At 61.1% G+C, this 25,742-nt stretch carries 26 protein-coding genes; 11 read left to right on the top strand and 15 right to left on the bottom strand.

All coding sequences use genetic code 11. The features are described from left to right. Positions 1-3: 3 nt before the first annotated feature. The 3 genes from argH to EDE05_RS20595 are packed head-to-tail and all read left to right on the top strand — an operon-like array spanning position 4 to position 3,457. Positions 4-1,518, top strand: a complete 1,515-nt coding sequence (argH, locus tag EDE05_RS20605; RefSeq protein ID WP_134102774.1) for an argininosuccinate lyase — start codon at positions 4-6, stop codon at positions 1,516-1,518. Next, complete coding sequence (gene ugpC / locus EDE05_RS20600) at positions 1,518-2,561, top strand: sn-glycerol-3-phosphate ABC transporter ATP-binding protein UgpC (protein ID WP_134102771.1); 1,044 nt, start codon at positions 1,518-1,520, stop codon at positions 2,559-2,561. Before argH ends, ugpC begins: the two co-directional genes overlap by 1 nt. Beyond that, positions 2,558-3,457 carry a PfkB family carbohydrate kinase gene (locus EDE05_RS20595; protein WP_134102768.1) on the top strand — a complete coding sequence of 300 codons (900 nt, stop codon included), beginning with the start codon at positions 2,558-2,560 and terminating at the stop codon, positions 3,455-3,457. The genes ugpC and EDE05_RS20595 overlap by 4 nt, the downstream gene beginning before the upstream one ends. On the opposite strand, the gene EDE05_RS20590 is transcribed toward EDE05_RS20595, so the two are convergent. From EDE05_RS20590 to EDE05_RS20565, 6 genes are all read right to left on the bottom strand, one after another. After that, complete coding sequence (locus EDE05_RS20590; protein WP_134102765.1) at positions 3,454-4,455, bottom strand: ABC transporter ATP-binding protein; 1,002 nt, start codon at positions 4,453-4,455, stop codon at positions 3,454-3,456. The genes EDE05_RS20595 and EDE05_RS20590 overlap by 4 nt on opposite strands. Positions 4,456-4,467: 12 nt before the next feature. Next, complete coding sequence (locus EDE05_RS20585; protein WP_134102762.1) at positions 4,468-5,532, bottom strand: Gfo/Idh/MocA family oxidoreductase; 1,065 nt, start codon at positions 5,530-5,532, stop codon at positions 4,468-4,470. Then, complete coding sequence (locus EDE05_RS20580; protein WP_105373598.1) at positions 5,529-6,368, bottom strand: carbohydrate ABC transporter permease; 840 nt, start codon at positions 6,366-6,368, stop codon at positions 5,529-5,531. Before EDE05_RS20580 ends, EDE05_RS20585 begins: the two co-directional genes overlap by 4 nt. Positions 6,369-6,378: 10 nt before the next feature. Further along, the gene (locus EDE05_RS20575) at positions 6,379-7,329 is read right to left on the bottom strand and encodes a sugar ABC transporter permease (RefSeq protein WP_105373597.1); all 951 of its coding nucleotides are present in this window, start codon (positions 7,327-7,329) and stop codon (positions 6,379-6,381) included. A gap of 211 nt (positions 7,330-7,540) precedes the next feature. Continuing rightward, the gene (locus tag EDE05_RS20570) at positions 7,541-8,797 is read right to left on the bottom strand and encodes an ABC transporter substrate-binding protein (RefSeq protein ID WP_134102759.1); all 1,257 of its coding nucleotides are present in this window, start codon (positions 8,795-8,797) and stop codon (positions 7,541-7,543) included. Positions 8,798-8,822: 25 nt separating this feature from the next. Further along, positions 8,823-9,737: an N-acetylmuramic acid 6-phosphate etherase gene (locus tag EDE05_RS20565; RefSeq protein ID WP_134102756.1), complete on the bottom strand. Its 915-nt coding sequence runs from the start codon at positions 9,735-9,737 to the stop codon at positions 8,823-8,825. A 206-nt stretch (positions 9,738-9,943) separates the two neighbouring features. On the opposite strand from EDE05_RS20565, the gene EDE05_RS20560 reads away from it, so the two are divergent. Genes EDE05_RS20560 through nagA form a run of 4 tightly spaced genes read left to right on the top strand, consistent with a single transcriptional unit; the run spans position 9,944 to position 13,792 of the window. Next, a complete protein-coding gene (locus tag EDE05_RS20560; protein WP_134102753.1) occupies positions 9,944-10,831 on the top strand; it encodes an N-acetylglucosamine kinase in 888 nt (295 codons plus the stop codon). Continuing rightward, entirely contained in the window at positions 10,828-11,592 is a 765-nt protein-coding gene (locus EDE05_RS20555; RefSeq protein ID WP_134102750.1) for a GntR family transcriptional regulator, read from the top strand. The genes EDE05_RS20560 and EDE05_RS20555 overlap by 4 nt, the downstream gene beginning before the upstream one ends. Before the next feature lie 17 nt (positions 11,593-11,609). After that, positions 11,610-12,632 carry an SIS domain-containing protein gene (locus EDE05_RS20550; RefSeq protein ID WP_134102873.1) on the top strand — a complete coding sequence of 341 codons (1,023 nt, stop codon included), beginning with the start codon at positions 11,610-11,612 and terminating at the stop codon, positions 12,630-12,632. Beyond that, entirely contained in the window at positions 12,629-13,792 is a 1,164-nt protein-coding gene (gene nagA, locus EDE05_RS20545; RefSeq protein WP_134102747.1) for an N-acetylglucosamine-6-phosphate deacetylase, read from the top strand. Before EDE05_RS20550 ends, nagA begins: the two co-directional genes overlap by 4 nt. On the opposite strand, the gene EDE05_RS20540 is transcribed toward nagA, so the two are convergent. The 3 genes from EDE05_RS20540 to EDE05_RS20530 all read right to left on the bottom strand — a co-directional run bounded on the left by EDE05_RS20540 (position 13,789) and on the right by EDE05_RS20530 (position 16,428). Further along, positions 13,789-15,171: a sensor histidine kinase gene (locus tag EDE05_RS20540; RefSeq protein WP_134102744.1), complete on the bottom strand. Its 1,383-nt coding sequence runs from the start codon at positions 15,169-15,171 to the stop codon at positions 13,789-13,791. The genes nagA and EDE05_RS20540 overlap by 4 nt on opposite strands. Then, positions 15,168-15,845: a response regulator transcription factor gene (locus EDE05_RS20535; RefSeq protein WP_134102741.1), complete on the bottom strand. Its 678-nt coding sequence runs from the start codon at positions 15,843-15,845 to the stop codon at positions 15,168-15,170. Before EDE05_RS20535 ends, EDE05_RS20540 begins: the two co-directional genes overlap by 4 nt. Before the next feature lie 73 nt (positions 15,846-15,918). Further along, positions 15,919-16,428, bottom strand: a complete 510-nt coding sequence (locus EDE05_RS20530) for a DUF1993 domain-containing protein (protein WP_112796224.1) — start codon at positions 16,426-16,428, stop codon at positions 15,919-15,921. 166 nt (positions 16,429-16,594) lie between these two features. On the opposite strand from EDE05_RS20530, the gene EDE05_RS20525 reads away from it, so the two are divergent. From EDE05_RS20525 to EDE05_RS20510, 4 genes are all read left to right on the top strand, one after another. Continuing rightward, positions 16,595-17,665 (top strand): ABC transporter substrate-binding protein, encoded by a 1,071-nt coding sequence (locus EDE05_RS20525; RefSeq protein ID WP_134102738.1) that lies wholly within the window; start codon positions 16,595-16,597, stop codon positions 17,663-17,665. Positions 17,666-17,901: 236 nt separating this feature from the next. Then, on the top strand, positions 17,902-18,846 hold the full coding sequence (locus EDE05_RS20520; RefSeq protein WP_112796219.1) for a tripartite tricarboxylate transporter substrate binding protein: 945 nt from the start codon (positions 17,902-17,904) through the stop codon (positions 18,844-18,846). Then, positions 18,843-19,334: a tripartite tricarboxylate transporter TctB family protein gene (locus EDE05_RS20515; protein ID WP_112796216.1), complete on the top strand. Its 492-nt coding sequence runs from the start codon at positions 18,843-18,845 to the stop codon at positions 19,332-19,334. Before EDE05_RS20520 ends, EDE05_RS20515 begins: the two co-directional genes overlap by 4 nt. A gap of 21 nt (positions 19,335-19,355) precedes the next feature. Continuing rightward, positions 19,356-20,873 (top strand): tripartite tricarboxylate transporter permease, encoded by a 1,518-nt coding sequence (locus tag EDE05_RS20510; protein WP_105373585.1) that lies wholly within the window; start codon positions 19,356-19,358, stop codon positions 20,871-20,873. Between the two features lie 54 nt (positions 20,874-20,927). Here the strand turns inward: EDE05_RS20510 and EDE05_RS20505 are convergent, their stop codons facing one another. The 6 genes from EDE05_RS20505 to EDE05_RS20480 are packed head-to-tail and all read right to left on the bottom strand — an operon-like array spanning position 20,928 to position 25,739. Beyond that, entirely contained in the window at positions 20,928-21,857 is a 930-nt protein-coding gene (locus EDE05_RS20505; RefSeq protein WP_134102736.1) for a glutaminase, read from the bottom strand. Positions 21,858-21,892: 35 nt separating this feature from the next. After that, positions 21,893-22,405, bottom strand: a complete 513-nt coding sequence (locus EDE05_RS20500) for a MarR family transcriptional regulator (protein ID WP_134102733.1) — start codon at positions 22,403-22,405, stop codon at positions 21,893-21,895. Positions 22,406-22,408: 3 nt separating this feature from the next. Then, complete coding sequence (locus EDE05_RS20495) at positions 22,409-23,095, bottom strand: ABC transporter ATP-binding protein (protein WP_166675492.1); 687 nt, start codon at positions 23,093-23,095, stop codon at positions 22,409-22,411. Beyond that, positions 23,092-23,841 carry an ABC transporter ATP-binding protein gene (locus tag EDE05_RS20490; RefSeq protein ID WP_134102729.1) on the bottom strand — a complete coding sequence of 250 codons (750 nt, stop codon included), beginning with the start codon at positions 23,839-23,841 and terminating at the stop codon, positions 23,092-23,094. Before EDE05_RS20490 ends, EDE05_RS20495 begins: the two co-directional genes overlap by 4 nt. After that, entirely contained in the window at positions 23,834-24,823 is a 990-nt protein-coding gene (locus EDE05_RS20485) for a branched-chain amino acid ABC transporter permease (RefSeq protein ID WP_134102725.1), read from the bottom strand. Before EDE05_RS20485 ends, EDE05_RS20490 begins: the two co-directional genes overlap by 8 nt. Then, positions 24,816-25,739 carry a branched-chain amino acid ABC transporter permease gene (locus EDE05_RS20480; RefSeq protein WP_134102722.1) on the bottom strand — a complete coding sequence of 308 codons (924 nt, stop codon included), beginning with the start codon at positions 25,737-25,739 and terminating at the stop codon, positions 24,816-24,818. Before EDE05_RS20480 ends, EDE05_RS20485 begins: the two co-directional genes overlap by 8 nt. Positions 25,740-25,742: the final 3 nt, after the last annotated feature.

Below are 25,742 nucleotides of genomic sequence, written 5' to 3'. Positions count from 1 at the left end.
ACCATGGCGGATATCAACCCGCGCCTTTCCGACACCAGCAAGTTCCCCGATCCGGTCTACAAGGAAACGGTGCTGCGGCCGCTCTTCGACGGCGCCAAGAGCCATCACGTTGATGGTTTCCGCCGGATCGACCGCGCGCATCTCGTCATGCTGGTCGAAACCGGCATCCTTGAGAAGAGTCTTGCGTCCAAGATCGCTGATGCGCTCGTGGCGATCGATCGGGAAATCGATCCTTCGACCCTCGTTTATACGGGCGAGGTGGAGGATTTCTTTTTCCTCATCGAGAAGGAGCTGAAGGCCCGCATCGGCGTTGATATCGCCGGGCGCCTGCACACGGCCCGTTCGCGCAACGACATCGACCACACGCTCTTCAAGCTCGGCCTCAAGGACAGGATCGATGCGCTGATGGGTAAAGCTCGACGCCTGCTTGCCGCGATGATCGATGCCGCCGAGCGGGAGAAGGCGACGTTGATCGTCGCCTATACCCACGGCCAACCAGCCCAGCCGACCACGTTCGGACATTATCTCTCCGCTGCGATCGAGGTACTGATCCGCGATATAGAACGATTTGCCGAAGCCCGCCGGATCGTCGATCTGTCGCCGATGGGCGCTGCGGCGATCACCACGTCCGGCTTCCCGATCGACCGCGCCCGTGTCGCCGAACTGCTCGGCTTCTCGGCGCCGCTCAGAAATTCCTATTCCTGCATCGCCGCTGTCGATTATACGACTTCGACCTATTCGGCGATCGAGTTGATGTTCCTGCATCTCGGTCGACTGATCCAGGATTTCCAGTTCTGGACGAGCTTCGAAGTCGGCCAGATCTACGTCCCGAATGCGCTGGTGCAGATTTCCTCGATCATGCCGCAGAAGCGCAATCCGGTGCCGATCGAGCATCTTCGCCATCTCGCGAGCCAGACGATGGGCCGAGCCCGGACTGTGCTCGACGTGATGCACAACACGCCCTTCACCGACATGAACGACAGCGAGGGCGAGACCCAAGGCATGGGCTACGAGGCCTTCGCCTCCGCCTCCCGTGTGCTCGACCTGCTTGCCGCGCTGATCAGCCAGATCAGCATCGATCCGGAACGGGTGGACCAGAACATCCGCCGGTCCTGCATTACCATCACCGAGCTTGCGGACTCCCTGGTCAGGATCGAAGACCTTTCCTTCCGCGAGGCGCACGAGATTGCCGCCGCCACCGCCAAGAGCGTCGTCGCTGCCAAGGGCAACCTGAGCGATGACGGCTACGAGCCCTTCCTGAAGACGTTTGAACATCTCACGGGCCGCAAGCCCTCGGTCGATCTCGTCAAGTTCAGGGAGATCGTCTCGCCGGAGCATTTCGTTTCCGTGCGCGCCCGCTTCGGCGGCCCCGCGACCGAGCCGATGAACGCGGCGTTGACCAGCTATCGCGAGACACTTTCCGCTTTCGAGGCGCACGCAAGGAAGGCGGCGGAGTACGAAGCAGCCGCCGCGGCCGAACTCGAGGAAAAATTCACCGCCCTCGTGGGAGCCTGCTGATGGCAACGATCGAACTTGAGAAACTCGTGAAGAGCTACGGCAAGGTCGAGGCGGTCAAGGGCATCGACCTTTCGATCGCCGACGGTGAGTTTATTGTCTTCGTCGGTCCGTCCGGCTGTGGAAAATCGACCACGCTCCGAATGATTGCAGGGCTCGAAGAAATTTCCGGCGGCACGCTGAAGATCGGCGAGGCGGTGGTCAACGAACGCGAACCGAAGCAGCGCAACATTGCCATGGTATTCCAGAACTATGCGATTTATCCGCATATGACGGTGCGCCAGAATATCGGCTTCGGGCTTTATACCTCGAAATTCAGCAAGGCCGAGAAGGACAGAAGAATCGAGGAGGCCGGCCACATCCTCGGCCTCGAGGCCTTACTCGACCGACGCCCTGCGGCGCTTTCCGGCGGCCAACGGCAACGCGTCGCGATCGGCCGCGCCATGGTCCGCGATCCTGCCGCTTTCCTGTTCGACGAACCGCTTTCCAACCTCGACGCCCAGCTTCGCGCCCAGATGCGCATCGAGATCAAGCGCTTGCACCAGCGGCTGAAGACAACCACCGTTTACGTGACGCATGACCAAATCGAGGCCATGACCATGGCCGACCGGATCGTCGTGATGAAGGACGGCAATATCCTTCAGGTCGGAACGCCCTCGGAGCTCTATGAAAGCCCCGTCGACGTGTTCACCGCGCGTTTTATCGGCAGCCCTTCGATGAACCTGGTGCGTGGCAGGAGAACCGGCAGCGGCGCGGAGGCACAGGACGGCGGCGATGTCCTGATCGGCATCCGGCCCCACGACCTGATCGTTGCCGACGATGATAAGGCGTCCCCTGCCGCATTCCGGTTGCGCGGCACCGTGATAGCCGTTGAGCCACTGGGGCCGGAGACGCTCGTACATCTGGATGTTGCCGGAACCTCAATCATTGCGACCGCGCGAAACAAGTTCGTGCCAGCCGTCGGAAGTACGCTCAGCTGCGACGCCGCTTCCGGTGGCCTCTACCTCTTCGATGCCAGCACAGAGAAATTTCTGGAGCGTTCATGATGACGCCTACAGAGACAAGATCCGCGGTGCTCAGCATCGGGCGGATCTATTGCGACCTTATCTTCACAGGCCTCGACCACCTGCCGGTGCTGGGGCGCGAGCTTTTTGCAAGCGGGATGGAGATCGCGGCCGGCGGCGGAGCCTTCATCGCTGCGGCGCATCTCGCCAATGCGGGGCGCAAGGTGGCGCTCGCTGCCCGGCTTGGCACGGACTCTCTGTCGGCGGGCGTCGAAACGCAGATCCGTGAAAGCGGGGTCGACCTTCAGTTCATCGAACATTCGGAAGACGCCGGACCGCAAGTAACCGTGGCGGCCGTGGTCGGGCAGGACCGCGCCTTCTTGACCCGCCGTGCGGGACAAGCCCTTCCGGCGACGCTCGACGCCGCCTTGGACTGGGAAGAGGCGCGCCACCTCCACATCGCCGAATACGCAACGCTGCACGAAATCCCGGATCTCGTTTCCCGCGCTAAGGAAAGAGGCCTCACCGTCTCGCTCGACCCCAGTTGGGACGCGACGCTGATTTACGATCGCGGCCTGCTCCGCGCCTGCGAAGACGTCGATCTGTTCATGCCGAACCTGGAAGAGGCAGAAGCGATCACCGCTTCTGCCGATCCGCAAGCTGCGATCCGCAAACTGTCGCTTGCGTTTTCGACGGTCGTGGTGAAGGGAGGCGCGAAGGGCGCATGGGCAATGTCGAATGACCAGGTGCTGCATGAGCCAGCCGAGACGGTACCGGTTATCGATACGACGGGGGCAGGCGATGCTTTTAATGCGGGCTTCATCAATGCGTGGCTGAACGGGGCCTCTGACGAGGCTTGTTTGCGTGCCGGCATCCGCTTCGGCAGCCTTGCGGTTCAGGCTGCCGGCGGCGCCAGGCTGCTTCCGGCTGCGAATTAGGCAATCGCCCGATCGTTCGTGTCAAACCGATGAAGGCTCGCCTTGTCCGGCGTGGCATAAACCACGTCATCGGGCGCATAACGATGCTCGCCGAACAGTCGAACGGTCAGAAGTCCCGTCACTTCCGTTTCCAGATAAACGATCGTATCGGCGCCGAGGTGCTCCACGTGAATCACCCTGCCTTTCCAAGCGCCGTCTTCGCGGGACAGGGCGATGTGCTCAGGACGGACACCGATCGTTTTCGCGCCGGACTGACCGAGTTTTTCTGCGGGGATCAAATTCATCTGCGGCGAGCCGATGAACCCGGCAACGAAGATGTTGGCCGGCCTGTTGTAAAGCTCCATCGGCGAGCCGATCTGCTCGATCGCGCCGGCATTCAGCACGACGATCTTGTCGGCCAATGTCATAGCCTCGACCTGGTCGTGGGTGACGTAGATCATTGTCGCTTTCAGCCGCCGGTGAAGGCCGGCAATTTCCAGCCGCGTCTGGACGCGTAGTGCCGCGTCGAGGTTCGAGAGCGGTTCGTCGAACAGGAAGAGCTTCGGTTCGCGAACGATGGCGCGGCCGATGGCAACGCGCTGGCGCTGGCCGCCGGACAATTCGGCCGGTCGGCGGGCAAGATAGGGATCAAGCGACAACATGGCCGACGCCTTGGCGACGCGGGTGTCGATCTCCGCTCTTTCGGTGCCCGCCTGCTTGAGGCCAAGACCCATATTGTCCTTGACGTTGAGGTGGGGATAAAGCGCGTAGGACTGGAAGACCATGGCGATGCCGCGCTTTGCCGGCGGCGTGTTGACCACTTCTGCGCCGTCGATCCGCACGCTGCCGGAGGTGGCATCCTCAAGCCCGGCAATCACCCGCAAGAGCGTGGATTTGCCGCAACCGGACGGCCCGACGAAGATGACGAACTCGCCGTCCTTGACCTCAAGGTCGATGCCTTTCAGCACCTCGTGCGTGCCAAAGGCCTTGCGGATGGATTTCAGCTCAAGAGAACCCAAGGTACGTTTTCCTTATAAACGGATCGGCTTGCCGGTGCGTACGCTCTCATCCGCCCCGAGGCAGATCCTGAGCGACTGGACGGCATCGTCCATGTGCCGGGTGAGATCGATGTCCCCGCGGATGGCTTTCAGAACATAGGCCTGTTCGAGATCGCAGAGTTTCTGGTGATCCGGCTCACCGGACATGGAAAGATCTTCATCCGGCCGAATAAACCGGCCATCCGGGCCGGTCTCGGCGGTGTGGACACGGATGACCGAAGTCTTGGTATGCGTGTCGATGTCGTCGGACTTGGCCTTATGATCGACGAGGATCGACACCGATCCCCTGGGCGACATGACGTCCTTCACGAAGAAGGCCGTCTCCGACATCATCGGACCCCAGCCCGCCTCGTACCAGCCGACGGAACCGTCCTCGAACATCACCTGCAGATGGCCGTAGTTATACATGTCCGGCGCAATCTCTTCGGACATGCGCAGGCCCATGCCGCGCACCTCGACCGGCTTGGCATCGGTGATCTGGCACATGACATCGACGTAATGCACGCCGCAATCGACGATCGGCGAGGTGGTTTGCATCAGCGCCTTGTGGACGTCCCATTTTTCGCCCGACGACTGCTGGTTCAGGTTCATGCGGAAGACGAAAGGCGGACCGAGCTTGCGCGCCTCCTCGATCAGCCGCATCCAGGACGGATGGTGGCGAAGGATATAACCGATCACCAGCTTGCGGCCATGCTTCTTCGCCGCCGCGACGACGCGCTCGGCATCGGCGACGGTGGTCGCCAGAGGCTTTTCCACGAAGACGTGGCAGCCGGCTTCAAAGGCCATGACCGCATAGTCCGCGTGACTGTCCGAATAGGTGTTGATCGAGCATAAATCAGGCTTCAGTTGATCGAGTGCCAGAGCGAAATCCGTAAAGAACGGATAGTCCTCGAGTGCTGTCGGCAGGTCGCGCTTCGAGCGGTTGACGAGGCCGACGATCTCGAAACCGGGATTGTTGTGATAGGCGAGCGCATGGCTGCGGCCCATGTTACCGAGGCCTGCGACGACAACGCGGACAGGAGGAGTGGATGTGTTCACTTGACGGCTCCCGAGGTGATGCCGCGGATCAATTGCCGCGAGAAGATGACGTAAAGCACCATGACCGGCAGGATCGCCAGCGACAGCGCCGACAGCACTGCATTCCAGTTGGTGACGAACTGGCCGATAAACATCTGGGCGCCGAGCGTGACCGTCTTGGTGGCCTCGCCGGGAGCCAGGATCAACGGGAACCAGAGATCGTTCCAGATCGGGATCATGGTAAAGACCGCAACGGTCGCCATGGCGGGCCTGACCAGAGGCAGGACGAGGCGGAAGAAGATCGCATATTCCGAAAGCCCATCGATCCGGCCGGCATTCTTCAGATCGTCTGATACGGTGCGCATGAATTCCGAAAGGATGAAGATCGCGAGCGGCAGCCCTTGCGCGGTGTAGACGAGGATCAGCGAGGTCAGCGTGTTGACGAGGCCGGCGGCCACCATGCCCTGCAGGATCGCGACCGTGCCGAGGCGGATCGGGATCATGATGCCGAGCGCCAGATAGAGGCCGAGCAGCGTGTTTCCGCGGAAACGGTATTCAGACAGGGCGAATGCGGCCATCGCGCCAAACAGCAGGACCAGAGCGATGGAGACAACCGTGACGACAAGGCTGTTCTGGAAATATCCGATGAAATCGCCCTGCTGCAGAACCGTCTCATAGCCGACGAGACTGAAGGTCGAGGGCGTCGGCACGGCCATCGGCTCGCGGAAGATGGCGTTGCGGCTCTTGAACGAATTGACCACCGTCAGGAAGACCGGGAAAAGCGCAACCACGGTATAGGCAATCAGCGCGAGGTGGATGAGCGCGGTGCGCAACGGAGCGGCGCGGGCTTTCGACATCTTTGCGCTCCTAGAATTGATAGCGACGCATGCGCCGCTGGATGACGAAAAGGTAAAGGGATACGCCGGCCAGGATGATGAGGAACATCACGGCGGCGATCGTGGCGCCCATGGAGCGGTCGCCCATCTGGTTCTGGAAACCGAAGAAGGTGCGATAGAGCAGCGTGCCCAAGATATCAGTCGAGCCGTTCGGCCCGGCGAGAGCGCCCTGCACCGTATAGATCAGGTCGAAGGCGTTGAAATTGCCCACGAAAGTCAGCACCGAGACGATGCCGATCGAAGGCAGGATAAGCGGCAGCTTGATCTTCCAGAACTGGCTCCAGCCGGTGATGCCGTCGCATTCGGCAGCTTCCAGAACTTCATCGGGAATATTCAGGAGCGCTGCATAGATCAGCATCATAGGGATACCGACATATTGCCAAACCGAGATGAGGGAGACCGCGAGCAGCGCAGTATCCGGTTTGCCGAGCCAGGGCGCGAAGAAGGATTTGAGGCCGACAAGGTCCATCAGGCCCGGCGCAATACCCCAGATCGGCGAAAGGATGAGTTTCCAGATAAAGCCGACGATAACGAAGGACAGCAGCGTCGGCACAAAGATTGCCGAGCGGTAGAAAGCGGCGAAGCGCAAATTCGGTACCGACAGCATGGCGGCGATCGCGATGCCGACCGGGTTCTGCACCAGCATATGGATGATGAAGAAGACGACGTTGTTGCTCAGTGCATTCCAAAAGTCGGCGGAAAGCCGCGGATCGCTGAAGAGCACCTTGAAATTGTTGAGACCCACGAAGGCGAGCTGGCCCTCGACCATGTTGAACAGCGACAGGCGCAGCGTCTCGATCAGAGGCAGGATCATTACGGCCGTATAGACGAGAAAGGCCGGCGCCAGAAAAACGGCAATGTGCCAGCGGGTCGACCGTTTGACAGGAGCCGCTTCGATATCGGCAATTTCGGTATCGCTCATGGCTCGGTTCCAAGTGTTCATAGGGTGTCGGCGGAAAGGTTATGGCAATGCTTACATCCAGCTACAGCAACCTTCTCCCCGTCTATTGGAGATAAGGCCGTGTTCTGCGGCAACTTCCTCGACGTCGTGATCGAGCAGGGTCCATTCCCTCCCCCGGCTTGCAGGGAGAGGGTTGGGATGAAGCGCTTCTTTCGAAGAGGGCGCCTTCAGCTCACTTGGCCGGCTTGTACCAGCTGTCGAGACCCTTCTGGGTTTCGGCGGCGGCCTGTTCCGGCGTCTGGGTGCCGTTGATCACGTTCGCCGAAACACGCCACATCTCCAGATCGAGGTTCGGCTGCCCACGGCCGACGATCGCAGCGCTCGGTCGGATGGTCGTCTTGCAGTTCTGGCGCCAGGATACGAATTCCTGAGCCAGACCATCGGTCATCTTAACCGGCTTGGAGTTCAGGCTGAAGAAGCCCGGCAGCGAGTTTGCATAGAGTTCGGCGAACTCCGGCGAGGCCACCCAAGCCAGGAATTTCTTCGCGGCCTCCTGGTTCTTGCCCTTGGCGTTCAGGCCGAGGCCAATGTCGTTATGGTCGGAGATGTAGCAGGTGTCGCCGGCCTTCTTCACCGGTGGCGGGAAAGCGCCCATCTCGAAGTCAGCCTGCGCCTTGAACGGCGCGATTTCCCAAGAGCCGGCCGGATAGATTGCAGCACGACCGAGGGTGAAGAGGTTCTGGCTGTCCGGATAGGTTTGCGCTTCAAAACCGTCGCCCAGATAAGGCTTCCACTTCGCCAGCGCCTTGTAAGGCTCGACCCATTGCGCATCGGTGAGCTTTTCTTTGCCTGATATCAGCGCCTTGCGGCCTTCCTCACCCTTCCAGTAATTGGGGCCGATGTTGTAATAACCCATCGTCGCCGCTTCCCACTGGTCCTTGGTGCCCATGGCGAGCGGGATGTAGTTGCCGTCCTTCTTGAACTTTTCGAGCACGGCGAAGAACTCGTCCTCCGTCTTGGGGACCTGAACGCCGGCCTCCTCGAATGCCTTCTTGTTGTAGATGAAGCCGTGGATGACGGAAGCCATCGGCACGCAGAAGGTCGTTTTGCCGTCGTCCGTAGTCCAGGCAGACTTCGCCACGTCGGAGAAGTTTTCCATGCCCGGCAGATCGCTCAGCGGAGCAAGCTGGCCCTTCTGGAACATGGCGAGCGAGAGGTCGAACGGGCGGCAGGTGATGAGGTCGCCGGCGGTACCGGCTTCCAGCTTGGCGTTGACCGCGGAATTGTATTCCGTCGGCGCCATCGGTGCGAAACTCACCTTGATATCGGGGTTCTTCGCCTGGAAAGCCGGGATGATCTTTTCCTGCCAGATCGCCAGGTCGTCGTTACGCCAGCTTTCGATCGTCAGCTGCGCATCCGCCGCGTGAACCAAGCCAGCAGGCGCGAGCACGGTCGTGGCGAAAAGCATGCCTTTCAATATGCGGGTCATGATGTTCTCCCTCTTTTTTGCGCCTTCAGGCGCGCTTCATGGAACTCTTATTTGCCTGCAGTTCGCTCAGCGCGACACGCAGCACCTCACCGGAGCGGGCGAGCAGCGCCTTCGCAGCGTCCGTGCTGGGAGCGCCGGCGGCCAGCAGGACCGCGACCTTCACCGAACCCTGGGCAGATCCCATCAAAATGCGCGCCTCGTCCATATCGATGCCGGCGATCTCCGCCACCATACGCGCGGCGCGGGCACGCAGCTTGTCATTATCGGGACGCAGGTTAACCATATGACCATCATGAACATGGCCGAGCTTCACTGCAGCGAGCGTCGAGAGCATGTTGAAGGCCATTTTCTGGGCGGTGCCAGCACCCATGCGCGTCGAGCCGGCCACCACTTCCGGCGGCGTCTCCAGCACGATCGCGACATCGGCTCTTTTGAAAAGCTCAGCGCCCGCGTTGTTGGCCATGGCGACAATCCTGGCTCCGCACCTGTGGGCAATGTCGGCAACCGCGCACGCATAAGGGGTCGAACCGCTTGCCGAAACAGCAATGACGCAATCGCCCGAACCTATGACCGCAGCGTCCTTTTCCGCAAGCGGAACGTCGTCTTCCGGCGCGCCTTCCATATCGGTGAGACTCGATATGCCGCCGGCGAGCAGAAGCACGATCTGCTCGCGCGGGATACCATAGGTGCCCGGCAGCTCAAGCGCGTCGGCCATGGCCATCAAGCCGGAACTGCCGGCGCCCGCATAAACAAGCTTGCCTCCGGACCTCAAGGTCGACGCAACAATATCCGCAGCCTGAGCAATGGCGGGAATGGCATCATCGACGGCCTTCGCCGCCTGCTGCTGGCCGGCCGCCAGAAGGCGCAGGATCTCAGCAGGCTCACGCGTATCGAGCCCTTCTGCCTTCCCATGCCTGGCTTCGGTGGCGTTACTGCTCATCCGGTTTCTCCCTCTGCCAAAATGATGCCAAAAAAATACCAATTGTCCAGAAGGAAAATTAACTTTTATGAAGAAAGAGGCTCACCCTTTGAAGGAACTTGTAAAAAACAGCTTTATTTCAATGATATGTGGCGGTGGCTCCGAAAAATTCCGAAATGGCCTTGGTTAATGGTATTTTTTTGGTATCATTAATTACGGAGGTATCCATGGGCGACTATTTTATCGGAATCGACGGTGGAGGAACGAGCTGCCGTGCGGCATTGGCCAACGGTGCAGGCGAGATCATCGGGCGCGGGAAAAGCGGCGCCTCCAACATTCTGACCGATCCCGATACCGCGCTCAATCACATCACGGAAGCCGCGCGGTTCGCGTTCGAGAATGCGGGACTTGTCCCCGATCTCGCTTCCGTTGCCGCCACCCTCGGCCTTGCCGGCAACAATGTCGGCGACGCGGTTAGCTACGTCCAGGGCCGCCTGCCCTTCAAGAAGGCGGATATCGTTTCCGACGGCGTCATCGCCTTGCAAGGCGCGATTGGAGACGATGATGGCGCGATCGGCATAGTCGGTACAGGCACGGTTTACATCACCCGGCATGAAGGAGTGCTTCGCTCCGTCGCAGGCTGGGGATTTCAGGTCAGCGATCTCGGCAGCGGTGCCCGTCTCGGCCAGCTCGCACTGCAGGAGAGCCTGCTCGCCTATGACCGGATTCACCCGATGACAGAGTTCTCGAAGGCGATCCTCGCGGAATTCGGCAACAACCCCGAAAATGTCGTCGACTTCGCGCGTCTCGCCAGGCCCGGCGACTTCGGCCGCTACACGCCGAGGGTATTCGAGTTCGCCGGGCGCGGCGACGAAGCGGCAATACGCATTCTAAAGACGGGAGCCTCGGACATAGACCAGGCGCTCGATGCGGTGAATGCCATTACCAAAGGGAAAGGCCGGCTTTGCCTGCTGGGCGGGCTGGCGCCGCTTTATCCGCAATATCTTGCAGAACGGCACCGGTCGCGACTATCCGAACCGCTTGCGGACGCCCTTACGGGCGCTGTCGCACTTGCAGTCAAGACCCATGGCCGCGCGGCGGAGGTACGCGTATGAACGAAACGCTTGCCACGATCCTTCCGCTCGACGGCCTGCAGTCAGCCGGGACGGGGCCGCTCTACATGAAGCTGCGGCAAAGCCTGGAAGATGCGATCCGTACCGGCAGGCTTGGCCATGGAGACGCACTGCCGGCGGAACGCGATCTTGCCGACTATGCCAATGTCAGTCGCGTCACCGTCCGCAAGGCCGTGGACGACCTCGTCAAGGACGGATTGCTTACCCGCAAGCATGGCTCGGGCACATTCGTGGTCAAACCGTTGTCACGCGTCGAACAACCGCTAACCCGACTGACATCGTTCACGGAGGATATGGCCCGACGCGGCCTGGTGACGAGGTCGGAATGGCTGGAGCGCGGGCTTTTCCACCCCTCTCCGGAAGAAATGATGATGCTGGGGCTGGCACCAGGAACCAAGGTCGCCCGTCTCGGCCGTCTTCGCATTGCGGACGACATGCCGCTTGCCATTGAGCGGGCCAGTATTTCCGTCGAGTTCCTCCCGGACCCTTCGGTCGTCACCAACTCTCTTTATGCGGAGCTGGAAAAGAAGAACGCCCGCCCCGTGCGCGCCATCCAGCGAATATCAGCCTGCAATATGAAAGACCCGGATGCGGGGCTTTTGGCGGTGCCGATCGGAGCGGCCGGCCTGTCCATCGAGCGCGTATCCTATCTGGCGTCCGGCCGTGTCGTCGAGCTGACGCGGTCCCTATATCGGGGCGATGCCTATGATTTCGTGGCCGAGCTTTCGCTCGGCGAAAAATAACGTTCGAGGACAAGATGATGCAGACACACATGCGGCAGGAGATTGATGAGATACCGGAGGCCGTCCAGCGCCTGCTCGACGGGTCGAAATCCGAGCTTGCCGCCGCAGGTCGTGCACTTCGCGAGAAAGACCCGGCTTTCCTGATTACGATCGCCCGCGGCTCTTCCGATCATGCCGCAACCTTCATCAAATATGCCGTCGAACTCACCAGCGGCAGACCCGTCGCTTCGCTCGGCCCCTCGCTTGCATCCATCTATGGCGCAAGGCTCGAACTCGGCGCCGGAGTCGCGATCGCCATTTCCCAATCGGGCAAGAGCCCCGATATCGTGGCGATGGCGGAGGCGGCAACCAAGTCCGGTGCGGTAACGATTGCGCTCACCAACACGCTGCCTTCGCCGATCGCTGACGCCTCGGCCCACGCCGTGAATATCAATGCCGGACCGGAACTTGCGGTCGCGGCGACCAAATCTTTCGTCAATTCCATCGTTGCGGGCCTCGTTTTGCTTTCGGAATGGGTAGGCGACGAAGGACTTAAGGCGGCGATCGGCAATCTGCCGTCACATTTCGAAACCGGGGTTAAACTCGATTGGAGTGAACTCGCACAGGAACTCGGCGAGGCAGACTCCCTCTACATGCTTGGGCGTGGCCCAGCGCTTGCGATTGCGAGCGAAGCGGCACTGAAGTTCAAGGAGACATCCAATATGCATGCGGAAGCCTATTCCGCGGCGGAGGTCCTGCATGGTCCGGTTGCGTTGGTCGAAAAGCGGTTTCCCGTCGTAACCTTTGCTGCACGGGATGCCGCTGAAGCCTCTGTGGCCGAGATCGCCGACAGCTTGGCGAATAAAGGCGCGCTTGCTTTTGCCACTTCGGACAAGGTGAAGAAAGCCAAGCAGTTGCCGTTTGTCGCGACCGGCCATCCCCTGACCGATGCGCTCGCCCTGATCCTGCCTTTCTATGGTTTCGTCGAGGCATGGTCGCGTGCCAAGGGCTTCAATCCGGATGCGCCGGTAGCACTCAAGAAAGTGACAGAGACATTATGACGACACGCAAGGCCATCACAGGTGCCCGCATTTTCGACGGCACCATCTGGCATGACGGTGCCGCGCTCATCATCGCAGACAGCAAGATCGAGTCCGTGGAGCGGGCAACGCACCTGCCATCGGACGCGGAAACGATTGATGCCGAGGGCGCGCTGATCGTGCCGGGGTTCATCGATCTTCAGGTCAATGGCGGCGGCGGGGTGTTGCTGAACGAGGAGCCGACAGCGGAAGGCCTGAGACAGATCTGCGCAGCGCATGCGAAATTCGGCACCACCGCGCTGTTGCCGACGCTGATCACCGATACGCCGGAAATCACGGCCAAAACGGTGGCGGCCGGCAAGCAAGCAAAAGAGCAGGGGTTACCCGGTTTTCTCGGCCTGCATCTGGAGGGGCCGCATCTATCGGTCGCGCGCAAGGGAGCTCATGACCCTACCCTGATCCGGCCAATGGAAGAGAAGGATATCGAACTCATCCTGACCTGCCGGGGGGAGTTCGAGGCGATGATGATCACCATCGCGCCGGAAAACGTGACGGTCGATCAGGCGGGGCGTCTGGCCCAAGCCGGCTTCACGATCAGCCTCGGACACACAGAAACAAGCTACGAGACCGCGCGAGCCTATACAGAGGCGGGAGTGCGGACGGTGACGCATCTTTTCAACGCGATGAGCCCGCTTGGCCACCGCGAGCCGGGTCTCGTCGGAGCCGCGCTGGACACCGGCTCGCTCTATGCAGGGCTGATTGCCGACGGCATTCACGTGCACCCTGCTTCGATGCAGGTCGCCCTCCACGCTAAGACAGGGCCTGGCAAGATCTTCATTGTGACGGATGCCATGTCCACCATCGGAACCGATTTGAAGAGCTTCACCCTGAACGGCCGGGAGATCCTGCGTCGGGACGGCCGCCTGACGCTCGCCGATGGGACGCTCGCCGGCGCCGATATCGACATGATATCTTCCGCGCGTTTCGTACACCGGACCCTTGGACTGCCGCTAGAGGAGGCACTCAGGATGGCCTCGGCCTATCCTGCGGAAGCGGTCCGTATTTCGGATCGAAAAGGATCGCTGAAGGCAGGGTACGACGCGGACTTCGTAATACTCACACGCGACCTCGGCATGAAGAGCACCTGGATTGGCGGCAACAAGGTCTATCAAAACCACTAGCCGGCTATCGGAATGGCGACCTGTACTTTTAGGCCCCTCCCTTCGCGGCCTTGCGCGAGGGACAATACCGCGCCGTGGAGGCGGGCGATCTCTTCCACGATCGGCAGCCCGAGGCCTGTGCCGGATTTTTCCGTCATCCCTCCGCGTTCGAAGCGCTTCAGCACCTGCGTCTGCTTGTCCGGGGGAATACCGGGGCCATTGTCCTCCACCTCAAGTACGGCCATGTCGCCCTTTTGGTTGACCCGGACCGTTACCTCTGCACCGGCGCCCGCATAGAGCAGCGCGTTGCCGATTAGGTTTTTCAGGAGTTCGCCGATCAGCAGGGGCTCGGCGAAGACCGTGGAATCCCCCTCGCCCTCAAAACCGAGATCGATGTCAGCTTCCGCGGCGAAGGGCACATGCTCGGCCGTGACCCCTTGTGCCAAGGCCGTCAGGTCGATCTTCTGCATCGACGTCGACCGCTTCGTCGCGTCGATCCTCGCCATCAGCAGGAGCTGTGCCAGGATGCGTTCCGCATCGGCAACGGCTTCGTCGGCCTTGCGGGTGGCTTCCCTTGCCACTCCAATATCCGTGGCACGGCCAGCAAGCGCCAGCTGCGTGCGGATGATGGCGAGCGGCGTACGCAGCTGATGGCTCGCATTGCCGGTGAAATGCCTGAGCGCCTCCAGCGCTCCCTCGAGCCGCACCATGAAGGAATTGACGGTATCGACAAGCCCCTGCACCTCATTCGGTACACGCTCGCTGATCGGATGCAGATCGTCGGGACTGCGTTCGGCGATCGCCTCGCTGAAACGGTAGAGCGGACGCAGCGACAGCGTCACCGCCACCCAGACGATCACGGCAGCACCGGCGATCATGAAGAGCAGTCGCAAAGCCGATCGGATGAGGATCGTCCGCGTCAGATGCTGGCGGGCGATGGTTGTTTCGGCAACGGTAACGATGAAGGGTACCGAATTGATGCCGGTTGAGGCCGACCGGGCGAGCGCCGCGACACGGATCGGCTCGCCGCGGAAGGTGGCATTCTCGAATGCGGCGGCCTGTCCCTCGCGACGCGGTATCGACGGGAGGTTCTGGTATCCGGTGATGAACGTTCCCGGCGGCCCGTCGACGCGGTAGAAAACCCGGTCCTGCGCGGCTGAAGTCAGCATTTCAAGCGCGACATAGGGAATGTCGACCTCGAGAGATCCGTCCTCGGCAACGATCACCCGTTCCGCGATGGCGAGCGCCGAACCGGCAAGAACCCGATCGGAAACCTCATTGGCCGTATCGACCGCCTCGTCCCAAGTATCGATCATGGCGGCCGTGCCGATGACGGCAGTTGCAAGCAGGAGCCAGGCGAGCAGCCGGCGCCGAAGCGAATAGGCAGCGGAGGGCGTCATGAGCCAGGCGCCAGGGTTTCAAGATAATACCCGATGCCTCGGGCGGTCTTGACCGTCAGCCCGTACGGCGCCAGGCGGCGGCGCAAGCGGCTTACATATTGCTCGATCGCATTGGCCGACAGATCGTCGTCAAAGCCGCTCAAAGAACCGATGATGGCATCCTTGGAGACGACTTTGCCCGCCCGCAGGAACAGGAGCTCCAGGAGTGCGACCTCCCGAGCCGGGATATCGAGCGGTACGCCCTGGCTGGAAAAGGTTCGGGACGTGAGGTCGAGGGTAATGCAGCCGTAATTGACAATCGAGCTCCTCAAGCCCGCTTGCCGGCGCAAGAGCACCCGGATGCGGGCTTCGAATTCGGAAATATCGAAGGGCTTGATCATGTAGTCGTCGGCACCAAGGTCGAGGCCCCTTACCCGCTCCTCCGGCGTACCGCGCGCGGTCAGGATCATCACGGCAGCCTTGTTCGCTCGTGCGCGCATGGCGCGAAGAACGTCCAACCCATCCATTTCCGGAAGGTTCAGGTCGAGGATCACCAGATCATAAGTCTCCGCCGCCGCAACAGCCTCGGCGGACGCACCATCGGCCACCGCGTCGACCGCATAACCGCTGCTTCGCAGGATGGCCGACAGCCCCTCGGCCAGTGCCTGATTGTCCTCGACCAGAAGAATGCGCACGAACTCCCCCCACTTCAGGACGCGATTATAAACGCGCGGAAGCGGGGATGTCACGGAGGCGCTTGAAGGGTGGTTACTGCGACCGGCCGATATAATCCATCTTGCCGATGGGAACGCCCTTGTGGCGTAGAATCGCGTAAGCGGTCGTTACATGGAAGTAGAAATTTGGAATGGCGAAGCCCAAAACATAACTTCTTGCGGTGAAGGTCGTGGAGCCCGTGCGGGTCTTCAGTACCACCTCGGCCTCATCGCGGCCTTCCATACTGGCCGGGTCGACGCTCTTCAGAAAAGTCACCGTTTTTTCAATGCGCGCATGCAGATCGGCGAAGGTCACTTCGTCATCGGTCATCGGTACGTTTTCCAGCTGGGCCACGCGCACGGGCACGAACTTGGCCGTGTCGCTTGCCCGCTGGACCTGGGCGGGAAGCGGATACATGTCTTCGATCAGCCGAGCCTCCAGCAATTCCTTGTGCGCCATGCCTTTTTCATCTGCAAATCTCTCCGCTTTCCTGAGGATTTCACTGAGATTGCCGAAGGCGCGAATGAAGACAGGTACCGAAATATCATAGAGCGAAAGCGACATGGATCTGACCTTGCTGACGAGTGGCGCCCGAAGGCGAAAAGACCGAACGTAAGGACGCCGGATTATAAAACAAGCAGATGCAGGCTGCATTCGCGTGACCGTGACGGGAATGCCACGCGCCTGCCGCCGCCTTGTCCCCGCGCCATCGGTGAGGCATTGTTGACGGATGAAAGGTCCGCTCATCTCCTTGCTCTGTCTTGCTCTTTCCTCCGATCTTGCAGCCGCAGGCACGACTACGTTTCCGGCTCTTTCCGGCCGCGAGGACGCGCCGGTTCTGCATGTTTACTCCTCGCTCGATGAACCGCTCGCAAAACCTATGATCGCCGGCTTCCAGCAGGCCAACCCGGACGTGACGGTTCGTTACGAGGATATGCTGACGGGCGAGATCTACGACCGGATCGTGCGGGAGACCGATTTAGGCAAGAAGACCGCGGACTTCGCCTTTTCCTCCGCCATGGATCTGCAGGTGAAGCTCGCCAACGACGGTTATGCCCAACGCAGCGACCTGCCCATGAGCGGCCAGTGGCCGGCCTGGGCCAACTGGCGCAACACCGCCTATGCATTGACCTTTGAGCCTGCCGTATTCGTCTACCACAAACCCAGCTTCAAGGATTTTCCTCCTCCTTCGACACGGGCGGAATTCGTGGACTTCCTGCAAAAGCAGGGAGATGCGATCTACGGGCGGATCGGCACCTATGACATTGAGCGGTCCGGCGTGGGTTTCCTGTTCATGGCCCGCGACCAGGAACAATTCGGCGACATCTGGTCGGTGATCCAGGCGATGGGCGCCGCGGGCGTCAAGCTATATTCGACCAGCGAGGCCATTCTGGAACGCGTGGCCGACGGACGTTTCGCGCTCGGCTATAACATTCTCGGCTCCTATGCGGCCGACTGGGCCTCCCGGTATCCCGATGTCGGAATTGTGCTGCCGAAGGACTACACGGTCGTCATGTCGCGCATCGGCCTGGTGCCGCAGGCTGCCAACATGCCGGATTTAGGCAAAAGATACCTGCAATTCTTTATGTCCAAGGAAGGCCAGACGATCATGGCGCGTGAATTGCAGATCCCGGCCGTCAGTCCGGAAGTTGCCGGCAACAATACCGCCACGACGATGCGGGAGATGCTCGGCGGTCAATTGAAGCCGGTGCCGGTCAGCCTCGGACTGATGGTTTATCTCGATCAGGTAAAACGGGCGCGGTTGATAGCCCGATGGAACGAGGTCCTCAGGCTGCAATAACCACAAAAATTCCGACCGAATGCCCGTTAACCTCTTGCCAAAAGTCAAGATGGCGAAATCTGTCAGGTAGATGTCAGCTTGATATGTTGGCTTATGTCTAATCGGCCCCGTGGAGGCGGGACCCGATCAACGACGGGAGGAGTTCAGGTTGGCGGTTTCCGCACACCCTTTCCATCCCTTCGTTTCGCCTGAGAAACAATTCGCGTCAGATCAGGACGCCAACGGAGGATTTACCCTTGAAACACTTCTTTCTCGCTTCCATTCTTGCTGGAGCACTTGCACTGCCAGCCTATGCCGCGGATTACACCATCATGGCGCCGGCAGCGCCGGGCGGCGGCTGGGACCAGACCGCCCGTTCGCTGCAGACCGCCATGCAGCAGGAGAAGATCTCCGGCAATGTGCAGGTCATGAACGTGCCGGGCGCTGGCGGCACCATCGGCATTGCCCAATTCGCCAGCCAGCAGAAGGGCAAGCCTAATGCGCTGATGGTCGGCGGTTATGTCATGGTCGGCGCTATCCTCACCAACAAATCGCCCGTCACCCTGAAGGACGTCACCCCGATCGCCCGCCTGACCGGCGAATATGAGGCGATCGTCGTCCCGGCTTCGTCGGACATCAAGACGATCGGCGATCTCGTTGCCAAGCTGAAGGCAAATCCAGGCGCCGTTTCCTGGGGCGGCGGTTCGGCCGGCGGCACCGACCATATCCTCGTCGGCCTGCTTGCCAAGTCCGCTGGCGTGGATCCCACCAAGATCAACTACATCGCCTTCTCCGGCGGCGGCGAAGCACTCGCGGCTATTCTGGGCAGCCAGGTGACCGCGGGCGTCTCGTCCTACGGCGAATTCGAATCCCAGATCAAGGCCGGGACGCTGCGCCTGCTGGCTGTGTCCGCCGACAAGAAGATCGAGGGCGTCGACGCTCCGACGCTGAAGGAATCCGGCTTCGACGTCGTGCTGCAGAACTGGCGCATGGTCGCAGCTGCTCCGGGCCTATCGGCCGAGCAGAAGAAAGCCGTTCAGGCGGATGTCGAGAAGGTCGTCAAGTCGAAGACCTGGCAGGAAACGTTGAAGACCAAGGGCTGGGCCGATACCTATCTGTCCGGTGAGGCATTCGACGCGCAGCTCGCCAAGGACATTTCCGCGACCGAAGCGGTCCTGAAGGACATCGGACTGGTCAAATGAGCCTGGACAACAAAACAAGCACCGGACAGCGCCGCCCTGACAGGGCGGCGCTTGCTATCGCCGCCGTTCTTGCCGCAATTGCCGCAGTCATCTTCGTGGACGTTTCTCGCCTCAAGGAGATGGCCGGCTACTCGCAGGTCGGTCCGGCCACCGTTCCGAACTGGATTGCCTTCGCCCTGATCGGCTTGGCCATCTGGACCGTCGTCGAGGCTTTCCGGGGAGATTTCCCCGAGCGGGAAAAGCAGGAATTCGGCCCTGTCATATGGATTGTGGCAGGCCTTGCCGCGCAAATGCTGCTTCTGACGACCGCCGGCTTTTCCATTGCAACCGGCATCCTGTTCGCGCTTACGGCGGCAGGTTTCGGAAAGCGCAAGCTCTGGATCACGATTCCCGTCGGCATCCTCCTCTGTCTCGTCATCTGGCTGATCTTTGCCGGACTGCTGCAGCTCTCGCTTCCGGCAGGCCCGCTGGAACACCTCTTCCTGTGATCGGCGCCGGAGAAAACGACCATGACGACATTTGAATTTCTTCTGCAGGGGCTTCTCGCTGCCGCACAGCCGCTCAACCTCCTTTACGCGCTGATCGGCGTTACCCTCGGCACGGCCGTCGGGGTGCTGCCAGGTATCGGCCCAGCGCTCACGGTGGCACTCCTGCTGCCGGTCACCTATCGGCTCGACCCCACGGGATCACTCATCATGTTCGCCGGCATCTACTACGGCGGCATGTATGGCGGATCGACGACGTCGATCCTCCTCAATACCCCTGGCGAAAGCGCCTCCATCGTCACCGCCCTCGAGGGCAACAAGATGGCGCGCGCCGGACGCGGCGGGCCGGCGCTGGCAACCGCGGCGATCGGCTCCTTCGTCGCCGGCCTCATCGCCACCCTGCTGCTGGCCTTCATCGCCCCCTACATCGTCAAGCTGGCGCTGGTCTTTGGTCCTCGCGAATATTTTGCGCTGATGGTGCTTGCCTTCGTCACCGTCTCGTCGGCCTTCGGTGACTCGACGCTGCGCGGCCTGACCTCGCTGTTTATCGGCCTCGCTTTCTCCGTCGTGGGCATCGACCAGCTGACCGGCCAGAACCGGTTATCCTTCGGAATTCCGGACCTGCTGGACGGGATCGAGGTCACGACCATGGCTGTCGCCATGTTCGCGATCGGCGAAACCCTCTTCATCGCCGCCCAAGGCGACAAGGGACCGGACAAGGTCGAAGCCGTGCGCGGATCCATCTGGATGAGTGCGCAGGATTGGGCGCGCTCCTGGAAAGCATGGCTGCGCGGGACGCTGATCGGTTTCCCGATCGGGGCCATGCCGGCCGGCGGGGCCGAGATCGGCACCTTCCTCTCCTATGCGACCGAAAAGCGCCTTACCAAGCATCCGGAAGAATTCGGCAACGGCGCGATCGAAGGTGTGGCAGGTCCGGAAGCCGCCAACAATGCCTCTGCGGCCGGCACCCTGGTGCCGCTCTTGACACTCGGCCTGCCGACGACGGCAACCGCCGCGATCATGCTCGCCGGCTTCCAGCAATACGGTTTGCAGCCCGGTCCGCTGCTCTTTGCGACCAACCCCCAGCTCGTCTGGGGCCTGATCGCGTCGCTGCTCATCGCCAACCTGATGTTGCTGGTCCTGAACCTGCCGCTGGTCGGCCTCTGGGTCAAACTGCTGACCATTCCGAAGCCTTGGCTTTACGCAGGCATCCTGCTGTTTGCGACCCTCGGCACGATCGGCGCCAATCCGTCCGTGTTCGAACTTGGCATGCTGCTGACCTTCGGCCTACTCGGCTATGCCATGCGGATCTTCGGTTATCCGATTGCGCCGGTAGTCGTCGGCTTGATCCTCGGTCCGCTTGCCGAACAGCAGCTCCGTCGGTCACTGGCCATCAGCCAGGGCGACGTCACGACGCTCGTGCAATCGCCGATCGCAGCCGGACTGCTCCTTCTCGCAGCCCTGGCGTTGATAATTCCGCTGATCCTCAGGGCACGCGGCCGCGGCGAAGTGCTCTCGCAGATGGCAGCCAGCGAGGACTGATCACAACGCTGCCACCTACTTCAAGCCCGGCTTCGGCCGGGTTTTTTTATGGATTTAATGACCGAAGACGGACCAACCGGTCCTGGTTGCCAGCATTTCGAGCGCCAAGGAGCCCAGAAGCGAATTTCCGTTGTGGTTCAATCCTGGCGACCATACCGCAACCGAGGCCCGGCCCGGCGCAACGGCCAGGATGCCGCCGCCGACACCGCTTTTGCCGGGCAAGCCTACGCGGTAGGCGAAATCGCCCGAGCCATCGTAGTGGCCGCAAGTCAGCATCAGCGCGTTGATGCGGCGTGCCCGCTGCTTGGAGACAACTGTATGTCCGGTCAGCGGATTGCGGCCTGATGCCGCCAGAAAAAGGCCGGACTTGGCCAACTGCATGCATGTCATAGCCAGCGCGCAGTGATGGAAATAGACACCGAGCACATGCTCCACCGGATGATCCAGCTTGCCGAAGGAGCGCATGAAGTTCGCCAGCGCGAAGTTGCGATAGCCGGTTGCCTGTTCCGACTTCGCCACATCCGGATCGATGGCGATTGTTTCATCGTCGGCGAGATAACGCACAAAGCGGACGATCTCGCCGATTGCCTCCCGCGGCGTATGCCCGGCCAGCACCAGGTCACTCACGGCTATTGCACCGGCATTGATGAAAGGATTTCGCGGCTTTCCTTCCTCATGCTCCAGCTGAATGATGGAATTGAAAGCGGAACCTGAAGGTTCGCGGCCCACACGGTTCCAAGTCGTTTCGCCGTGCTTGCCGAGAGCCAGGGTCAGTGTGAAGACCTTGGAAATACTCTGAATCGAAAAGGGAAGATCGGCATCGCCAACCTTGACCACCTCACCGTCAACCGTGACGATCGCCATGCCGAATTTCTTGGGATCCACGTGCGCGAGCTGGGGGATATAATCGGCGACCTTGCCTTCGCCCAGCCGCGGCGTCAGTTTTTCATGGATCTCATCAACGATCGCCTGCAGGTCTGCCATCTCTCACCCGAAATATTTTGCGCAGACGATCCTTACTATTCGAAGGCCGCGCCGGAAAGATGGTTGCTGGCGGAGGCCTTTACCGCCCCTATCTCCGACCATAACGATGCGATCGTGTCCGGATCGACATCCCCCATGATATCGCGAAGCCAGCCTTCATGGGCTGCCGCCATGGCGACAAAGAGTTCGGTCCCGGCGAGGGTCAGCTTGGCGACGGTGACGCGCCGGTCCCCATCCGGCGTGACACGCTGCACCAGGCCGTCCACCTCAAGCCGCTCGACGAGGCCCGTGACATTGCCATTGGTGACCATGGTACGCTTGGAAAGCTCACCGAGACGCAGGCCATCCTTCTCGCGGTAAAGCTGGGCCATGAGGTCGAACTGCGGCAGCGTCGCGCCAAACTCGGCACGAAGCCGGCGGCGGATTTCGTTGGTGATCAATTTCGTCGTGGAGAGCATACGCAACCAAAGCCGCGTTTCCGGCTTGCTGCGCCCATGCGGTCCATGAGCGATCAGTTCCAGATCGGCACTCGTTGCTTCACCACTCATCGTTCACACCCCGAGATATCGATCTTGCAGCTCCATCGTCAGATCGGCGGGCTTGCCGCTCCAGGCGCTTCGTCCGTTTTCCAGGATGACGCCACGGTCCGCAACCGGCAAAAGCTCGGAAAGCGTCTTATCCACCACCAGGATCGACAGGCCTTCGGCCTTCAGCCGGCGTATGGCCTTCCAGATATCCTGGCGAATGACCGGGGCAAGTCCCTCGGTCGCCTCATCGAGGATCAGAAGCCGCGGATTGGTCATCAACGCACGTCCGATCGCCAGCATCTGCTGTTCCCCCCCGGAAAGCGAACGCGCCATCTGGGTCTGCCGTTCCTTCAGCCGGGGAAAGAATTCGCTAACGCGATCGAGGGTCCACAGGCCAGGCCGAGCGGCCGCTACCAGGTTTTCATACACAGTGAGATTGGGGAAGCAGCGCCGTCCTTCCGGCACCAGGCCAATGCCGAGCCTGGCGACATGATGCGGACGCCTGCCCTTGAGATCCGCACCGCCAAGCCTGACCGCTCCCGCACGCGGAGGGTTGAGGTTGCAGATGGCGCGGATGGTCGTTGTCTTGCCCATGCCATTGCGGCCCATCAGCGCCACGACCTCGCCTTCCGCCACGGAAAGATCGACTCCGAACAGTGCCTGGCTCGCGCCGTAGAACGCTTCTATCTTCGATACCTCGAGCAACATCAGGCGTGATCTCCGAGATAAGCGGTACGCACGGCCGGATCGCTGCGGATTTCTTCTACGGTGCCTGTGGCGATGATGCGGCCGTAGACAAGAACCGAAATGCGATCGGCGAGCGCGAAAACAGCGTCCATGTCATGCTCGACCAGCAGAATCGGTGCTTCATGGCGCAGGGTATCAAGGAACCGCGTGAGCGACTTCGAGCCCTCCGGCCCCATGCCCGCCATGGGCTCGTCGAGCAGAAACGCCTTAGACTGCAGGGCCAGCGCCATTGCGATTTCGAGCTGTCGGCGTTCGCCATGCGAAAGTTCAGCAGCGGGGACACGGGCTCGCGCGGCAAGCCCGACGCGCTCTAGGATGGTTATGGCCGCGTCGATCAAGCCCTTGTCCCGCATGACCGGTTTGAAGAAACGGAAGCTCGATCCCTGCTTGGCCTGGACCGCCAGCATCACATTGCGAAGCGCGGAAAAATCCGGTGCCAGCGACGAGACCTGGAATGTCCGCCCGAGCCCCAACCGCGCACGTTGGGCGACACCGAGACCACCAATGTCCTGGCCGGCAAAACGGATCATGCCGCTGTCCTGCCTGAGCGTGCCGCATATCTGGTGGATAAGGGTCGATTTTCCAGCGCCGTTCGGGCCGATCAACGCATGGATTTCTCCTGGACGCAGATCCAGCGTCACGCCGTCGGTCGCGCGCAACGCTCCAAAATTCTTCACCAGACCGGAGATTTCAAGAACCGCATCAGCCATGGCGCGCCCTCCCCGCCAGGAGGCCGAGCAATCCGCCACGCGCAAAGAGCACCACGAGAAGCAGGATGAGACCGAGGAAGAATTGCCAGCGCTCGGTAATCCCGCCGAGTGCATATTCGAAGGCAACGTAGAGCGCTGCACCCGCCAACGGCCCGAACAGGCGACCGGTGCCGCCGAGGATGATCAGCACGATCAATTCACCGGACATATGCCAGGACAGCATGGACGGACTGACGAAACGATTGAGATCGGCAAACAGCGCTCCGGCGAGTCCGGTCATCATCGCCGAGATCACAAAGGCAGTCAGCCGGATGCGGTAAGGCTGGATGCCTACCGTCGAGACCCGCACCTCGTTTTGCCGCGCCGCCTGCAGCGCCGAGCCGAAACGCGAGGCTCGGATCACCGCGAAAAGGGCGATGCCTATGAGCAGGATCACATAGCAGATCAGGAAGAAGCTCATCGGCCGCATCGTCATCACGCCGGGGAACTGGTTGCGGACCAGAATAGAGAGCCCGTCCTCGCCGCCATAGGCCGGCCAGGATACCGCGAAATAGTAGACCATCTGCGCGAAGGCGAGCGTGATCATGATGAAATAGACGCCTGAAGTCCTCAAGCTGATGGCGCCGATCGCCAATCCGACCAGTCCCGCAAGGACGACCGCCACCGGCCAGATCACCCACATCTGGTTTGTGCCCGAGAAACCGAACAGGAGCGGCTCGCCGGAAAAACCATGCGACGCGAGAATGCCGGCCACATAACCGCCGAGGCCGAAAAAGGCCGCGTGGCCGAATGAGACGAGACCGCCGAGGCCCAGTGCCAGATTGAGACCGGTCGCGGCGAGAGCCAGGATGGCCACGCGCGTCGCCAGCGTGATGTAGAAAGGCTGGCCGAGTACATTCGCCGCGACGGGTACGGCAAGCAAAAGCACAGCCAGAATGAGATTGATAAGGTTCTCGCGGGTCACGATCATGGCCTCACGCATGCGCTGCCGGGAAAAGGCCGCGCGGCTTCACCGCCAGGATGAGCGCCATCACGATATAGATGAGCATGGAGGCCGCCGCGCCGCCGATCATGCCCGCCTGAGCCGGCGGCACGAAGAGCGCCAGGATTTTCGGCAGAAGGAAACGGCCCATCGTATCGGTGACGCCCACCAGAAGAGCACCGAGAAGCGCCCCCTTGATCGAGCCGATGCCGCCGATGACGATCACCACGAAGGCGAGGATCAGTACTGGCTCGCCCATACCGACCTGCACCGACTGCAACGCCCCGACCAACGCACCCGCCAGGCCGGCCAGTGCGGCCCCGAGTGCAAAAACCACCGTATAGAGAGTGCGGATATCGACGCCGAGCGCGCCGATCATCTCGCGATCGCTCTCGCCAGCGCGGATGCGCATGCCGAGCCGGGTCCTGGATATCAGCATATATAGCCCGAATGCTACGGCCGCGCCGGCGGCGATGATCGCCAGACGATAAACCGGATATTCCGCACCGCCCGGCAACGGTACCGCGCCCTGAAGCAGCGGCGGGATATCGAGATAAAGAGGAAAGGAGCCGAAAAGCCAACGCGTGCCCTCGGAAAACATCAGGATCAGCGCGAAAGTTGCCAGCACCTGGTCGAGGTGATCGCGGTCATAAAGTCTGCGGATCACCAGCAGTTCCACGATCGCGCCTGCCGCCGCCGCGCAAGCGAGGCTGGCGACAAGCCCGATCCAGAATGATCCGGTCCAGGCCGCCACGGTGGCGCATGCGAAAGCACCCACCATGTAGAGCGAACCGTGAGCGAGGTTGATCAGGCCCATGACGCCGAAAATCAGCGTCAGCCCGGCAGCCATGAGAAACAACATGACGCCGAGCTGCAGGCCGTTCAGCAACTGCTCGAGAGCAAGTGCGAGGGTCACGAT

This window comes from Neorhizobium sp. R1-B (assembly GCF_004368875.1).
Lineage (GTDB): Bacteria > Pseudomonadota > Alphaproteobacteria > Rhizobiales > Rhizobiaceae > Neorhizobium > Neorhizobium huautlense.
This window is presented reverse-complemented; position numbering and strand designations above follow the sequence as displayed.